A 14,467-nucleotide genomic window follows, 5' to 3' on the forward strand; every position below is an offset into this window, starting at 1 on the left:
CTTAAAAGGCTAGAACTGGTGCCCACTTAAATTTAAGTGCACACCATGTCCTGGCCTTGCGGGGCTGGGGAGATGACTTGGCCGGACGGATACAGTATTTCTGTGCCTGCTCGCGAATATCTGTCTTCAACAGCGCGAACTGCTGGCTGGCTTTGACCAACTGCTCGTCAAACACGCCTTCCAGGCGTGCCTTGCCACTTCGCATACGCTTAAGCATGTCCTGCTCGGTTTTTTCCAGCTCCCCGATGTCGCCGTTGCGCACACGCTCGTTGCGCGCCTGCAGGCTGAGCTCAATTTGTTGCAGGCGTTCGCGGGTGCCGTTGTGCACGCCTTCGATCAGCGCCTGCTCTTTGCTGGCGATCAGGTGCTGCTTGTGTTCGCGCTGGGCGAGGATCTCGTCGCGCAGCACCGGAATGGGATTTCGCCAGCATTCGCAGCCAGGTGTCCAGCGCTTCGGCTGTAAGCACATCGATATGGCAATGGGCGGGCAGCAGGTTCACTGTTGCACGCAGGGGAGTGCCATTTGCGCGTTCGCGCAATGCGGCGACGCGCTGCAGCGGATTCTCATCACGGCTTATGCATTGCGCGATCACGGCCGGGACCAATACCTCGGTGGCGGCCAGTCGAGCGTGCCCAAGCGAGTTCATCGTTCCCAGCATCATCGCCGTGCTGACGGCACCGCCCCAGGCCGTGGTCTGACCGTCGCTCAGGCTGACGTCGACCAATGTTGCCATGCTCATGCTCGCTCCTTGGCTTGTTTCAAAGCCTGTTTGCGGGCGGGTACGAAGACGTCTTCAACCCAGCGTGTGGTGACAAGACCCGCGACGAAGTCCGGGTGGTCGAGCACGGCATGATGGAAGCTGGCGGTGGTCGACAGGCCCACGACTTTCATGTCCTCCAGCGCCTTGCGCATCAGCACGATCGCCTCGCTGCGGGTCGGTGCATGCACGATCAGCTTGGCGAGCAGGGAGTCATAGAACGGTGGCACCGTGGCGCCGCTGTAGCAGTGGGTATCGACCCGCACGCCTTTGCCTTTGGGTGGCTGCCATTCGCTCACCAGGCCCGGGCTCGGCAGGAAATTGCGGTCCGGGTCCTCGGCATTGATCCGGCACTCAATGGCATGCCCGACCAGTGTCACGTCTGCCTGAGTGAACGACAACGGCAGGCCTGCGGCGATGCGAATCTGCTCGGCGACCAGGTCGAATCCGGTGATCATCTCCGTCACCGGGTGCTCGACCTGGATGCGGGTATTCATTTCCAGGAAATAGAATTTGCCGTCGCGGTCATCGACCACGAATTCGATCGTACCCGCGCCGAAGTAGCCGACATTCTTGGCCAGACGTACGGCGCATTCACCCATTTGCTCACGGGTGTGCGGCGCGAGGCTAGGGGAAGGCGCTTCCTCGATCAGTTTCTGATGACGGCGTTGTGTCGAGCACTCCCGCTCGCCCAGGTGCACCACGTTGCCATGGCGGTCGCCCATGATCTGGATTTCGATATGGCGTGCCAGTTCGATGAATTTCTCGACGTAGAGGGTCGGATCGCCAAAGGCTGCTTGCGCTTCAGATGAGGCCGAACGGAAGGCCGCTTCGGCCTCTTCATCGCTGCGCACGATGCGCATACCACGTCCGCCGCCGCAAAGGCCTTTACCCCGAGCCAAGTCCGTCCTCATCGCCGCCCCTTGGATTGCTCTACGGAGGCGCCAACTGTTCTGACGCGGGGAGAGGTGAATTAGGGCCTGATCTGGCTGAGCCAATCAAGAGCCGTTCAAAGCCTTTGGCAAGCAGTTGAGCACAGTGCGGCTTCACTGCACCGGCCGCCGCCACGAGTCGCGACAGCGCGGTGTCGGTGCCCGTGCGCATGTCAATGGGCTCGGTGGCGAGGTGGGGGAACCATCACCTCGAGCTACGGTGTCAGGAAGGTGTGTTGCCCAGAGGCTTCCGGGCTAGGTTCTCCACGCATAATTTTACTTGTTTGCGCATCGGAGCGACCTCACCAAGTGCATAAGCGAGAACACCTTGAATGGAGCGCTACGCCGGATGGCCTATACCGACCATCGCTGCGATTTGTCCAAAGCAGTCATATCGATTGAGAGCTTGGACTATTGCCCGCACGCCACTCTGACGCGACCCTATATCAAGTTCTCATAACAAAAAAACAAATGAGGTGCATCGACAATGCGAGATTACGCGACTGCAGTGGCTAGCTATAACTACCAACACACCCTTGAGGCCACGCTCACAGGTAGTCTGTCTGCCCTTAATGCCTGTATTGAGTGCTGCGACCGACATGCAGAGAGTGGCGGGATGGCGTTGTATTGGGAAGGCCGTGATGGCAGTAGTGCACAGTATAGCTTCCGCGATTTGCAGAGTGAGGCTGCGCGGTTTGGCAACCTGCTAAAGGCTCGAGGCATCGGGCCGGGCGACCGGGTCGCTGGTCTGTTGCCGCGCACCGTCGAACTGTTGATCGCTGTGCTCGGCACTTGGCGCGTCGGGGCGGTGTATCAACCGCTATTCACCGCTTTCGGTCCTAAGGCCATTGAGCACCGCGTGACGGCTTCGGGGGCAAAGCTGGTGGTGACTGACAGCGCTAACCGCGCCAAGCTTGACGACGTAGAAGGTTGCCCGGCGATTGTCACGGTAGGGGCCGATCCTGCTGCCACTGACGCTGACTTCTGGAACAGCATCAAGCAATACCCCGCGGACTGCGAGCCCGTCCATCTCAATGGAGAGTCACCGTTCATACTGATGTTCACTTCCGGCACCACGGGGCCTGCTAAACCGCTGGAAGTGCCGTTGCGCGCCATCGCTGCGTTTCAGGGCTACATGCGCGACGCAATTGACCTGCGCCCAGAGGACGCTTTCTGGAATTTGGCTGATCCGGGCTGGGCTTATGGCTTGTATTACGCTGTCGCCGGCCCCTTGGCGCTTGGCCACGCCACGACTTTTTTCGATGGCCCGTTCAGCGTCGAAAGCACCCGCCGGATCATCCAGAAATACGCCATTACCAATCTGACCGGATCACCCACTGCCTACCGCTTTCTGATCGCTGCCGGCGAAGCGTTCAGCGCAGGCCTGAAAGGCCAACTGCGGGTTGTCAGCAGTGCCGGTGAACCGCTCAACCCAGAAGTGATCCGCTGGTTCGCCAGCGAACTGGACGTCACCATCCATGACCATTACGGGCAGACCGAAACCGGTATGGTGCTGTGCAATCACCATGCGCTGAACCACCCGGTGCACGCCGGCGCGGCGGGTTTCGCCTCGCCGGGCCACCGCATAGTGGTGCTCGATGAGCAGCACAACGAATTGCCCGCCGGGCAGCCAGGCATTCTGGCGGTCGACCGGGAGCAATCGCCGATGTGCTGGTTCAAGGGCTATCACGGCGTCACTACCCAAGCCTTGGTCGGCAAGTATTACCTGAGCGGCGACACCGTGGAGCTGAACACTGACGGTAGCATCAGCTTCGTTGGCCGCTCTGATGATGTGATTACCACCTCCGGCTACCGTGTGGGGCCCTTCGATGTGGAGAGCGCGCTGATCGAGCACCCGGCCGTGGTCGAGGCGGCGGTCATCGGCAAGCCCGACCCGGAGCGCACGGAGTTGATAAAGGCATTCGTGGTGCTGAGCCAAGGCTTCGACTCCTGCCCGGAACTGGGCGAAACCCTGCGCCTGCATGTGCGCCAACGGTTGGCTGCGCACTCGTACCCTCGTGAAATCGAATTTGTCAGCAAGTTGCCGAAAACCCCCAGCGGCAAGTTGCAGCGCTTTATCTTGCGCAACCAGGAAATCGCCAAGGCTCAAGAGGCCACTGTGAAGAACGTTTCAGCTTGAATCCGAGGAGACAATGATGCAGATCGACAACAAGGTTTTTCTCGTCACCGGCGGTGCCTCCGGGCTCGGTGCGGCCACGGCTGAAATGCTGGTCGCGACCGGTGCCAAAGTGATGCTGGTGGACATGAACGCCGAGGCCGTTACGGCCCAAGCTGAACGACTCGGCGCGCAAAGCGTGGTTGCAGACATCAGCAACGAAGCCGCGGCCGAAGCCGCCGTGCAGGCGACGGTCAAAGCCTTCGGTGGCTTGAATGGTCTGGTCAACTGCGCTGGCATCGTGCGTGGCGAGAAGATCCTCGGCAAGAACGGTCCGCACGCGTTGTCCAGCTTCAGCCAGGTGATCAACGTCAACCTGATCGGCAGCTTCAATATGCTGCGCCTGGCCTCGGCGGCGATTGCCGAAAGCGAAGCGGACGGCGGTGGCGAGCGTGGCGTAATCATCAATACCGCCTCGGCCGCCGCTTATGACGGCCAGATCGGCCAGGCGGCTTATGCCGCGTCCAAAGGTGCGATCGTTAGCCTGACCTTGCCCGCCGCCCGGGAACTGGCGCGTTTCGGCATTCGGGTGATGACCATCGCGCCGGGCATTTTCGAAACCCCGATGATGGCCGGCATGACCCAGGAAGTCCGTGACTCTCTGGCGACGGGCGTGCCGTTCCCGCCGCGTTTGGGCAAACCTGCCGAGTACGCCGGACTGGTCAAACATATTATTGAAAACAGCATGCTCAATGGCGAGGTAATCCGTCTCGACGGCGCCTTGCGCATGGCCGCCAAATAGGAGAATTTGTCATGACTATTGCCAACGATCCAATCGTTATCGTCAGCGCCGTCCGCACCCCGATGGGTGGATTTCAGGGCGAACTGAAAAGCCTGACCGCGCCGCAACTCGGTGCTGCCGCGATCAAGGCGGCGGTCGAGCGCGCCGGTGTTGCGCCCGATGCCGTGGACGAAGTGCTGTTCGGCTGTGTACTGCCGGCCGGCCTGGGCCAGGCGCCGGCGCGCCAAGCGGCACTGGGCGCCGGGCTGGATAAATCGACTCGCTGCACGACCCTGAACAAAATGTGCGGTTCGGGCATGGAAGCAGCCATTCTGGCCCACGACATGCTGGTGGCCGGCAGCGCCGAAGTGGTAATCGCCGGCGGTATGGAAAGCATGTCCAATGCTCCTTATTTACTGGATCGCGCACGCAGCGGATACCGCATGGGCCATGGCCGGGTGATCGATTCAATGTCCCTCGACGGCCTGGAAGACGCCTACAACAAGGGACGTCTGATGGGCACCTTTGCCGAAGACTGTGCCGAGACCAACGGTTTCACCCGTGAAGCCCAAGATGCCTTTGCCATTGCCTCGACCACCCGTGCCCAGCAGGCGATCAAAGACGGCAGCTTCAGGGATGAAATCGTTCCGCTGACCGTGATGATTGGCAAGGAGCAAGTGCTGATCAGCAATGATGAGCAGCCACCGAAAGCCAAACTGGACAAGGTCACCTCGCTGAAGCCGGTGTTCCGCGAGGGCGGCACGGTGACGGCGGCGAATTCCAGCTCCATTTCCGATGGCGCCGCGGCACTGGTGTTGATGCGTCGTTCCGAAGCTGAAAAGCGCGGCCTGAAGCCGCTGGCGGTGATTCACGGCCATGCGGCGTTTGCCGATGCTCCAGAGCTGTTTCCGGTAGCACCAGTGGGCGCGATCAAGAAACTGATGAAGAAAACCGGCTGGTCGCTGGAGCAAGTTGATCTGCTCGAAATCAGCGAAGCCTTCGCCGTGGTCAGCCTTGTAACCATGACCCAACTGGAAATCCCCCACGAGAAGATCAACGTTCACGGCGGCGCTTGCGCCCTAGGTCACCCGATCGGTGCGTCCGGCGCGCGGATCCTCGTGACCTTGCTATCGGCCCTGCGCCAGAAAGGCCTGAAACGCGGCGTTGCAGCGATCTGCATCGGCGGCGGTGAAGCCACGGCCATGGCCGTTGAATGTCTGTATTAAGGAATCGACATGCTCCCGACTGACGAACAACTGCAGATCAGCGACGCGGCCCGGCAGTTTGCCCAAAAACGGCTGAAACCGTTCGCTGCCGAGTGGGACCGCGAGCATCGCTTCCCGAAGGAAGCCATCGGCGAGATGGCGGAACTAGGCTTCTTCGGCATGTTGGTGCCGGAGCAGTGGGGCGGTTGCGACACCGGTTATTTGGCCTACGCCATGGCCCTGGAAGAAATCGCCGCCGGTGACGGCGCCTGCTCGACCATCATGAGCGTGCACAACTCGGTGGGTTGCGTGCCGATCCTCAAGTACGGCAACGACGACCAGAAAGAACGCTTCCTCAAACCGCTGGCCAGCGGCGCGATGCTCGGGGCTTTTGCCCTGACCGAACCTCAGGCCGGCTCCGACGCCAGCGGCCTGAAAACCCGTGCCCGTCTGGAAGGCGATCACTACGTGTTGAACGGCTGCAAGCAGTTCATCACGTCCGGACAGAACGCCGGGGTGGTGATCGTGTTCGCCGTGACTGATCCGAGTGCCGGCAAACGCGGCATCACGGCGCTGATCGTGCCGACCGATTCGCCGGGCTACAAAGTCGCACGGGTCGAAGACAAACTCGGCCAGCACGCGTCCGACACCTGCCAGATTCTGTTTGAGGACGTGAAGGTGCCGGTGGCCAACCGGTTGGGCGAGGAGGGCGAAGGTTATCGAATCGCCCTGGCCAACCTCGAAGGCGGCCGTGTCGGAATCGCTTCGCAATCGGTGGGCATGGCCCGCGCTGCGTTCGAAGCGGCCCGGGACTATGCCCGCGAGCGTGAAAGCTTCGGCAAACCGATCATCGAACATCAAGCGGTCGCGTTCCGCCTGGCGGACATGGCAACCCAAATCGCTGTGGCCCGGCAGATGGTGCATTACGCGGCGGCGCTGCGTGACAGCGGTAAACCGGCCTTGGTCGAAGCGTCCATGGCCAAGCTGTTCGCCTCGGAAATGGCCGAGAAAGTCTGTTCCTCGGCGTTGCAAACCCTCGGCGGTTACGGTTACTTGAACGATTTCCCGCTGGAGCGGATCTACCGCGACGTGCGCGTTTGCCAGATCTACGAAGGCACCAGCGATATTCAGCGCATGGTTATTTCGCGCAATCTTTGAGAAGGAAGCTACTTGTGAACTACGAAACGATTTTGTTGGAAACCCATGGTCGCGTCGGCCTGATTACCCTGAACCGTCCGCAAGCGCTGAATGCGTTGAACGCACAGATCGTCAGTGAGCTGAACCACGCCCTCGATGGCCTGGAAGCCGATTCGAACATCGGCTGCATCGTGCTGACTGGCTCGAAAAAAGCCTTCGCGGCCGGCGCCGACATCAAGGAAATGGCCGAGCTGACCTACCCGCAGATCTACCTCGATGACCTGTTCAGCGACAGCGATCGCGTGGCTAACCGCCGCAAGCCGATCATTGCCGCCGTCAACGGTTTCGCCTTGGGCGGTGGGTGTGAACTGGCGCTGATGTGCGACTTCATCCTGGCCGGCGACAACGCCAAGTTCGGTCAGCCGGAAATCAACCTCGGCGTGCTGCCAGGCATGGGCGGCACCCAGCGCCTGACCCGCGCCGTGGGCAAGGCCAAGGCCATGGAAATGTGCCTCAGTGGCCGACTGATCGATGCGGTGGAAGCGGAGCGTTGCGGGATTGTGGCGCGGATTGTTCCGGCCGATGAGTTGTTGGACGAAGCGTTGAAAGTCGCGGCGCTGATTGCCAAGAAGTCGTTGCCGATTGCAATGATGATCAAGGAAAGCGTCAACCGCGCGTTTGAAGTGAGCCTGTCGGAAGGTGTGCGCTTTGAGCGTCGAGTGTTCCATGCGGCATTTGCGACGCAGGATCAGAAGGAAGGGATGGCGGCGTTTATTGCCAAGCGTGAGGCCGAGTTCGTCGGTAAGTAACCCCACACACACTGATCGTTCCCACGCGGAGCATGGGAACGATCAGCTCTACGGCGATTATTTAAACCAGGTAGTGCTTCAGCTCTCGAGCAATCACCATCCGCTGTATCTCGCTCGACCCTTCATAAATCTGCGTGATCCGCGCATCCCGGTAATAGCGTTCCACCGGGTAATCCTCCAGATACCCATACCCGCCGTGAATCTGCATCGCCGACGAACACACTTTCTCGGCCATCTCGGATGCAAACAGCTTCGCCTGTGAAGCCTCCGACAGACACGGCTTGCCGGCACTGCGCAACCGCGCGGCATGCAGGATCAGCAGTCGTGCCGCGTTCAACCGGGTGTGCATGTCGGCCAGCATATTGGCAATGCTCTGGTGCTCGATGATCGGTTTGTCGAACTGCACCCGATCCCGCGAGTACGCCAGCGCCGCTTCGAACGCCGCACGGGCAATGCCCAAGGCTTGAGCGGCGATGCCGATGCGGCCGCCTTCGAGGTTGGAGAGGGCGATGGCCAGTCCTTTGCCGCGCTCACCCAACAGGTTGGCTTCGGGAATCGTGCAGTTGCTCAGGGTTACCGCACAGGTATCCGACGCGCGAATCCCCATCTTGTGTTCGGTGCGATCAACGATGAAACCTGCTGTATCGGTCGGCACCAGGAACGCCGAGATGCCGCGCTTGCCCAAGTCCGGATCAGTCACCGCGAACACGATGGCCAGTTTCGCCCGTTTGCCGTTGCTGACGAATTGCTTGGCGCCGTTGATCACCCATTGGCCGTCGCGCAGTTCGGCGCGGGTGCGCAGGTTGTGGGCTTCGGAACCGGCCTGGGGTTCGGTCAGGCAGAAGCAGCCGATGGCCTGACCGCTGGCCAGATCCGGCAGCCAGGTCTGTTTCTGTTCTTCGGTGCCGTAGTTGAGGACTGGCCCGCAACCCACGGAGTTGTGAATGCTCATCAGTGCGCCAGTGGCGCCGTCGCCGGCCGAGATTTCTTCCACGGCCAGGGCGTAGGCCACATAGTCGGTGTAACTGCCGCCCCATGTGTCCGGCACAACCATGCCCAGCAGGCCCAGTTCACCCATCTGCGCCACCACGGCGTCATCGATCCAGCCGGCCTTCTCCCAGGCTTGGGCATGCGGGCCGACTTCGCTGCGGGCGAAGTCGCGCGCCATGTCTCGGATCATGCGTTGTTCTTCGGTCAATTCGATATCGTGCATTGCGAGTCTCCTGCCGATCAGGCGGTGCGAAGGGGGTTGCCAGAGGCTGGGCGATAGTCTCTGAAGAAGGCCTGCACCCGCGCAGGTACCAGTTCCCCCAGGGAGGGCGGGTTCCAGCGTGGGATCTTGTCCTTGTCGATGATCAGGGCGCGGACGCCCTCCATCAGGTCGCCCTTGTCGAACCACTGGTAGCCCAGGTGCAACTCCAAGGCAAAACAGTCGGCCAGGCTCAGGTATCGACCGCTACGTAATAGCTCCAGTGTCGCGGCCATTGCCAGCGGCGAGCGGCTGTCGAGCAGCTCGACCGTCTGTTCGGCCCAGTCGCGCAGCTCGGGACGCTGCTCGCGCTGCAGCGCGTTGCGAATCGCTGGCACATCAGGCAGGGCGAAGTATTCATCGATCACCTGGCGATAGACCTTGAGTTCCGATCCCGCAATATGCTCGGTGGCCAGGCCGGCGAGCAGGTCTTGCAAGTCTTCGTCGGGCGCACGGGTCCAGTTCAGATGATCCAGGGCGGCATCCAGTTCGGCCAGCCGCTCGCTGGGCAGATAGTAGTCGGCCAGGTTGGCATAGAGCGCATCGGCGGCACGTACCTGGCAGCCTGTGACCCCCAGATAGATACCCAGCTCCCCCGGAAGGCGCGGCAGGAAATAGCTGCCGCCGACATCGGGGAAAAAGCCGATGCCGACTTCCGGCATACCCATCCGCGTGCGCTCGGTGATCACCCGCAGTGAGGCAGCCTGTGCCAGCCCCATGCCGCCGCCCAGGACGAACCCATCCAGCAGCGCCAGCACCGGTTTGGAATAGCCATGCAGGTACTCGTCAAGGGCGTACTCTTCCTCGAGAAACAGCTCGTGCAGGTTGTCGCCGGCCTTGTGACTGTCATACAGCATCCGGATGTCGCCACCGGCACAGAAGGCTTTTTCCCCGGCGCCACGAAGGGTCACGGCGACGATTTCCGGGTCCTGTTCCCACACCCGCAGGTACCGGCACAACAGTGTCACCATGGGCAGGTCCAAGGTGTTCAACGCGCTTGGTCGATTCAGCGTCAGGTGGCCGATGCGGTTGCGCACACTGGCCAGCACCGGGGCTTGCTGCCCGCTCATACTTTTGCTTCCCCACGGAACAGTTTGATGATGGCGGAGAAGTCCAGACCGCCATTACCTTGCAGGCTGAAGGTCTGGTACAGCTGCTGGGCGGCAGCACCGAGCACCACTGGCTGACGCGCATGTTTCGCTGCTTCGGTGGCCAGGCCGAGGTCCTTGAGCATCAGGTCGGTACCAAAGCCGCCACTGTAACCACGCGAGGCCGGAGCGTTTTCCAGCACACCCGGGAACGGATTGTTGATCTCCGAGCTCCAGCAGCGACCGGTGGAGGTACCGATGACACCGGCCAGCACCTTGGCGTCCATGCCCAGAGCTACACCCAAGGCCATGGCCTCGGCGACGCCGACCATGGAGATGCCGAGCAGCATGTTGTTGGCGATTTTGGCCACCTGGCCGTTACCTGCTGCGCCGCAGTGCACGATGTTCCTGCCCATGGCCGAGAGGATTGGCAGGGCCTGGTCGAACACGCTGACCAAGCCGCCGACCATAAAGGTCAGGGTGCCTGCCATCGCGCCACCGGTGCCGCCGGATACCGGCGCGTCGAGCATCGGGTTGCCTTGGGCAAGGGCGAATTTAGCCACCTCGCGGGCACTGAGCGGGTCAATGGTCGAACTGTCGATCAACAGCACGCCTTGGCCAATATTGGCCAACAGGCCGTCCTTGCCGCGATAGACCTGCTTCACATGGTCGGCGGTCGGCAACATGGTGATGATCACCTCAACCTTGGCTTTGGCCACGGCGGCGGGCGAGTCAGCGGCGCTGGCACCGGCCTCCACCAGGGCGGCGACCGCCTGCGGGAAAGGATCGAAGACGGTCAGACTGTGGCCAGCCTTGAGCAGGTTGCGGGCCATTGGGCCGCCCATGTTGCCGAGGCCGAGAAATCCGATATGCATGATGACTACCTTTTGCGAGTGGGGATCAGCGGTGCAGAAAATTCGGCGCGCGCTTTTCGACGAAGGCTTGCATGCCTTCCTTTTGGTCGTGGCCGGCAAACAGCGAATTGCATCGTTCAGCTCCTGGCCGGCCGACGCTTGGCGCCGGCCGGCAGAGATCATTTAAGGGTGATGGTGGTGTTCACCGAGCCGCCGGTGTCATCCTCGTCGAACCAACGCTGGGTGACCGTCTTGGTCTGGGTGTAGAAGGTCACCACTTGCTTGCCGTAAGGGCCCAGATCACCGAGCTTGGAGGCGCGCGAACCGGAGAAGGAGAACAGCGGCACCGGTACCGGGATCGGCACGTTGATGCCTACCTGGCCGACGTCGATTTCTTCCTGGAAGTGACGGGCCGCAGCGCCGGAGCGGGTGAACAGGGCGGTACCGTTGCCATTCGGGTTGGCGTTGATGATCTCGATCGCCTCGCTCAGGCTGGCGGCGTGCATGACGCACAGCACCGGGCCGAAGATTTCTTCGCGGTACACCGACATTTGCGCAGTGACGCCGGAGAAGATGGTCGGGCCGACGAAGTTGCCGTCCTGGTAGCCAGGCACGCTCGGGTTGCGTCCATCCAGTTCGAGTTTGGCGCCTTCTTCGATGCCGCTGGCAATCAGGCTGTGGACGCGGTCCAGGGCTGCGCAGGAAATCACCGGACCGATGTCGGTGCCAGGCTCGGTGCCGCCATTGATCTTGAGGGTCTTGGTCCGCTCGATCAGGTCCGGTAACCAGGTCTGTGCTTCACCCACCAGGATCACCACCGGCAGGGCCATGCAGCGTTGACCGGCGGCGCCGAAGGAGGCTCCCAGCAGGTTGTTCAACGTCTGCTGCTTGTTGGCATCGGGCAGGACAATGGCGTGGTTCTTCGCGCCCATCATGCACTGTGCGCGCTTGCCGTTCTGGGTGGCGCGGTTGTAGACATGGGTACCGACTTTGGTCGAACCGACGAAGGACACGGCTTTGATGTCCGGGTGGTCGCAGATCAGGTTCACCGCGTCGACGCCGCCGTGGATAACGTTGAGCACGCCCTTGGGTACACCGGCCTCCAGGGCCAGCTCGACCAGGCGCATGGTCACCAGCGGGTCTTGCTCGGACGGCTTGAGGATGAAGGTGTTGCCGGTGGCGATGGCCATCGGGAACATCCACAGCGGGATCATCGCCGGGAAGTTGAACGGGGTGATGCCGGCGCACACGCCCAGCGGCTGCATCAAGGTGTAGGTGTCGACGCCGTTGGCGACGTTGTTGGCCAACTCGCCCATCTGCAGGTTGCCGATGGAGGTGGCGTGTTCGACCACCTCCAGGCCGCGGAACACATCACCTTCGGCATCCGGCAGGGTTTTGCCCTGTTCGGCGGTGAGCAGGGCAGCCAGTTCTTTGATGTTCTCGCGGATCAGCTGCTGGTATTTGAAGAAGATCCGGGAGCGGGCGCCGATCGGAGTCTTGCGCCAGGTCTTGAAGGCTTCCTTGGCGCTGGCCACGGCGGCGTCCATTTCCTCGGCAGTGGCGAAGGGTACGCGGGCCAGAACTTCCTGAGTGGCCGGGTTGACCACGTCGCGCCACTGAGTGGTGCGCGATTCAACGAATTCGCCATTGATGAGGAGCTTGACGGTTGGAATGCTGGAGGAGGTCATTTTCGGGTCCTGTCTACTTTCTTTGAGTCGAGTGAGGCCCCTCGGCCTGGTTGGCCGAGCGGTCGCGTTTGAATTCAGAAGGGCCGGCGTACCGGCCCGGGTTCAGCCCTTGAGGTGCGGGAAGTCTTCTTCGAAGTATTCTTGCGCGCCGCGTGCATCGCTCTGGCGGCGCTGCACTTCCATTTGCCGCAGTTCTACCCGACGGATCTTCCCGGAGATGGTCTTGGGCAGTTCGCTGACGAATTCGATACGTCGCACCCGCTTGTAGGGCGCCAGGTGCTCGCGGGCGAAGGCGAGGATGTTGGCGGCCAGCTCGGCACTGCCGGGTTCGTCATGGGCCAGGATCAGGAACGCCTTGGGCACGGCCAGGCGTAGCGGGTCTGGGCTTGGTACAACGGCCACTTCCATCACCGCCGGGTGCTCGATCAGCGCGCTCTCCAGCTCGAAGGGGCTGATGCGGTAGTCGGAGGCTTTGAACACGTCGTCGGCGCGGCCGACAAAGGTGATGTAGCCCTCTTCGTCGATTTGTGCGGTATCGCCGGTACGGTAGTAACCGTCGCGCATCACTTCAGCGGTTTTTTCCGGGCTGTCCTCGTAGCACAGCATCAGGCCGAGGGGACGCACGTCCAGCGGCAGGGCGACTTCACCCTCATCGCCGGGTACGCCGTCGGGGTCAAGCATAGTCACCTGGTAGCCCGGCAGCGGACGGCCCATGGAGCCGGGCTTGAGCAGTTGGCCGGGTGTGTTGCCGACCAGGGCGGTGGTTTCCGACTGACCGAAGCCGTCGCGCAGCGGCAAGTCCCAGGCATGCAGGATCTGCTCGATGATCTCCGGGTTCAGCGGTTCACCGGCGCCCACCAGTTCACGCAGGTTCAAGCGTTCCTTGTAACTGGCCAGGTCTTCCTGGATCAGCATGCGCCACACGGTGGGTGGGGCGCACAGGCTGGTGACGCCGTAACGCTCCAGCGCACCGAGCAGAGCCGTGGCGCTGAAGCGCGCGACGTTGTGGATGAAGATGCAGGCGCCGGCGTTCCACGGTGCGAAGAGGCAGCTCCAGGCATGTTTGGCCCAGCCCGGTGACGAGATGTTCAAGTGCAGGTCACCCGGCTGCAGGCCGATCCAGTACATGGTCGACAGGTGGCCGACCGGGTAGCTCTGGTGACTGTGCAGCACCATCTTCGGTTTGGAGGTGGTGCCGGAGGTGAAGTACAGCAGCATCGGGTCGGTGGCTAGCGTGCGGCCCTCAACTTCGAACTGCTCGGAATATTCGCTGGCGGCACTGTGCGGGGTCCAGCCAGCGGGAGCCGGGCCGACGCAGATGCGACTGCAGCCGTCTCCCAGGCCGACGAACTTGTCGACATGGGCGCTGCCGACCACCAAGTGACGAACCTGGCCACGCTCGATGCGGTCGCCCAGGTCATCGGGGGTCAGCAGGGCGGTGGCGGGGATAACCACGGCGCCAAGCTTGAAGGCGGCCAGCATGGTTTCCCACAGGGCCACGTCGTTGCCGAGCATCACCAGGATACGCTCGCCGCGGCGCACGCCAAGGGCACGCAGGTGATTGGCCACCTGGTTGGAGCGCGCGGCCAATTGCTGGAAGCTGTAGCGCTGTTCGCTGCCGTCTTCTTCGACGATCCACAGGGCGTTGGCCTGGTTGCCCTCGGCCATGGCATCGAAATAATCCAGTGCCCAGTTGAACTCGTTCAGTTGCGGCCAGCGGAAGTCACGCACGGCAGTGGCGTAGTCGGTACGGTGGGCCAGTAGGAAGTCTCGAGCGGCGAGGAAGGGTTGGCAGTTGCTGTTCATTGGAGTCTCCATCGATCGTGGTGACGATCAGCGCGGGTACAGGT

Annotated in this window: 12 protein-coding genes; 5 read left to right on the top strand and 7 right to left on the bottom strand. The window is 61.9% G+C overall.

Annotation, left to right across the window (positions count from 1 at the left end; all coding sequences use genetic code 11):
* Position 1: 1 nt before the first annotated feature.
* Both AC3IT6_RS14160 and AC3IT6_RS14165 read right to left on the bottom strand, forming a co-directional pair.
* Positions 2-409 carry a hypothetical protein gene (locus AC3IT6_RS14160; RefSeq protein WP_489356350.1) on the bottom strand — a complete coding sequence of 136 codons (408 nt, stop codon included), beginning with the start codon at positions 407-409 and terminating at the stop codon, positions 2-4.
* Between the two features lie 327 nt (positions 410-736).
* A complete protein-coding gene (locus AC3IT6_RS14165; protein WP_489356352.1) occupies positions 737-1,621 on the bottom strand; it encodes an ATP-binding protein in 885 nt (294 codons plus the stop codon).
* Between the two features lie 556 nt (positions 1,622-2,177).
* Between AC3IT6_RS14165 and AC3IT6_RS14170 the strand changes: the two genes are divergently transcribed.
* Genes AC3IT6_RS14170 through AC3IT6_RS14190 form a run of 5 tightly spaced genes read left to right on the top strand, consistent with a single transcriptional unit; the run spans position 2,178 to position 7,738 of the window.
* Entirely contained in the window at positions 2,178-3,830 is a 1,653-nt protein-coding gene (locus AC3IT6_RS14170; protein ID WP_489356354.1) for an AMP-binding protein, read from the top strand.
* A gap of 16 nt (positions 3,831-3,846) precedes the next feature.
* Positions 3,847-4,608 carry an SDR family NAD(P)-dependent oxidoreductase gene (locus tag AC3IT6_RS14175; protein WP_489356356.1) on the top strand — a complete coding sequence of 254 codons (762 nt, stop codon included), beginning with the start codon at positions 3,847-3,849 and terminating at the stop codon, positions 4,606-4,608.
* Positions 4,609-4,619: 11 nt separating this feature from the next.
* A complete protein-coding gene (locus tag AC3IT6_RS14180) occupies positions 4,620-5,813 on the top strand; it encodes an acetyl-CoA C-acyltransferase (protein WP_489356358.1) in 1,194 nt (397 codons plus the stop codon).
* A 9-nt stretch (positions 5,814-5,822) separates the two neighbouring features.
* Positions 5,823-6,950 (top strand): acyl-CoA dehydrogenase, encoded by a 1,128-nt coding sequence (locus AC3IT6_RS14185; RefSeq protein WP_489356360.1) that lies wholly within the window; start codon positions 5,823-5,825, stop codon positions 6,948-6,950.
* Between the two features lie 14 nt (positions 6,951-6,964).
* Entirely contained in the window at positions 6,965-7,738 is a 774-nt protein-coding gene (locus AC3IT6_RS14190; protein ID WP_489356362.1) for an enoyl-CoA hydratase, read from the top strand.
* 61 nt (positions 7,739-7,799) lie between these two features.
* Here AC3IT6_RS14190 and AC3IT6_RS14195 read toward each other — a convergent pair whose 3' ends face one another.
* From AC3IT6_RS14195 to AC3IT6_RS14215, 5 genes are all read right to left on the bottom strand, one after another.
* A complete protein-coding gene (locus AC3IT6_RS14195; RefSeq protein ID WP_489356364.1) occupies positions 7,800-8,951 on the bottom strand; it encodes an acyl-CoA dehydrogenase family protein in 1,152 nt (383 codons plus the stop codon).
* Between the two features lie 17 nt (positions 8,952-8,968).
* Entirely contained in the window at positions 8,969-10,057 is a 1,089-nt protein-coding gene (locus tag AC3IT6_RS14200; RefSeq protein WP_489356366.1) for an enoyl-CoA hydratase/isomerase family protein, read from the bottom strand.
* Positions 10,054-10,950 (bottom strand): 3-hydroxyisobutyrate dehydrogenase, encoded by an 897-nt coding sequence (gene mmsB / locus AC3IT6_RS14205; protein WP_489356368.1) that lies wholly within the window; start codon positions 10,948-10,950, stop codon positions 10,054-10,056. Before mmsB ends, AC3IT6_RS14200 begins: the two co-directional genes overlap by 4 nt.
* Before the next feature lie 158 nt (positions 10,951-11,108).
* Positions 11,109-12,617 carry a CoA-acylating methylmalonate-semialdehyde dehydrogenase gene (locus AC3IT6_RS14210; RefSeq protein ID WP_489356370.1) on the bottom strand — a complete coding sequence of 503 codons (1,509 nt, stop codon included), beginning with the start codon at positions 12,615-12,617 and terminating at the stop codon, positions 11,109-11,111.
* Between the two features lie 102 nt (positions 12,618-12,719).
* A complete protein-coding gene (locus AC3IT6_RS14215; RefSeq protein ID WP_489356372.1) occupies positions 12,720-14,423 on the bottom strand; it encodes an AMP-binding protein in 1,704 nt (567 codons plus the stop codon).
* Between the last annotated feature and the right edge of the window lie 44 nt (positions 14,424-14,467).

The sequence above is a fragment of the Pseudomonas sp. KH_017 genome, from assembly GCF_057840285.1.

Excerpts from the sequence above, each read along its gene's own strand:
- AC3IT6_RS14165 (WP_489356352.1), bottom strand. The coding sequence starts at position 1,621 with ATGCGCATCGTGCGCAGCGATGAAGAGGCCGAAGCGGCCTTCCGTTCG.
- AC3IT6_RS14170 (WP_489356354.1), top strand. The coding sequence starts at position 2,178 with ATGCGAGATTACGCGACTGCAGTGGCTAGCTATAACTACCAACACACC.
- AC3IT6_RS14175 (WP_489356356.1), top strand. The coding sequence starts at position 3,847 with ATGCAGATCGACAACAAGGTTTTTCTCGTCACCGGCGGTGCCTCCGGG.
- AC3IT6_RS14180 (WP_489356358.1), top strand. The coding sequence starts at position 4,620 with ATGACTATTGCCAACGATCCAATCGTTATCGTCAGCGCCGTCCGCACC.
- AC3IT6_RS14185 (WP_489356360.1), top strand. The coding sequence starts at position 5,823 with ATGCTCCCGACTGACGAACAACTGCAGATCAGCGACGCGGCCCGGCAG.
- AC3IT6_RS14195 (WP_489356364.1), bottom strand. The coding sequence starts at position 8,951 with ATGCACGATATCGAATTGACCGAAGAACAACGCATGATCCGAGACATG.
- AC3IT6_RS14200 (WP_489356366.1), bottom strand. The coding sequence starts at position 10,057 with ATGAGCGGGCAGCAAGCCCCGGTGCTGGCCAGTGTGCGCAACCGCATC.
- mmsB (WP_489356368.1), bottom strand. The coding sequence starts at position 10,950 with ATGCATATCGGATTTCTCGGCCTCGGCAACATGGGCGGCCCAATGGCC.
- AC3IT6_RS14210 (WP_489356370.1), bottom strand. The coding sequence starts at position 12,617 with ATGACCTCCTCCAGCATTCCAACCGTCAAGCTCCTCATCAATGGCGAA.
- AC3IT6_RS14215 (WP_489356372.1), bottom strand. The coding sequence starts at position 14,423 with ATGAACAGCAACTGCCAACCCTTCCTCGCCGCTCGAGACTTCCTACTG.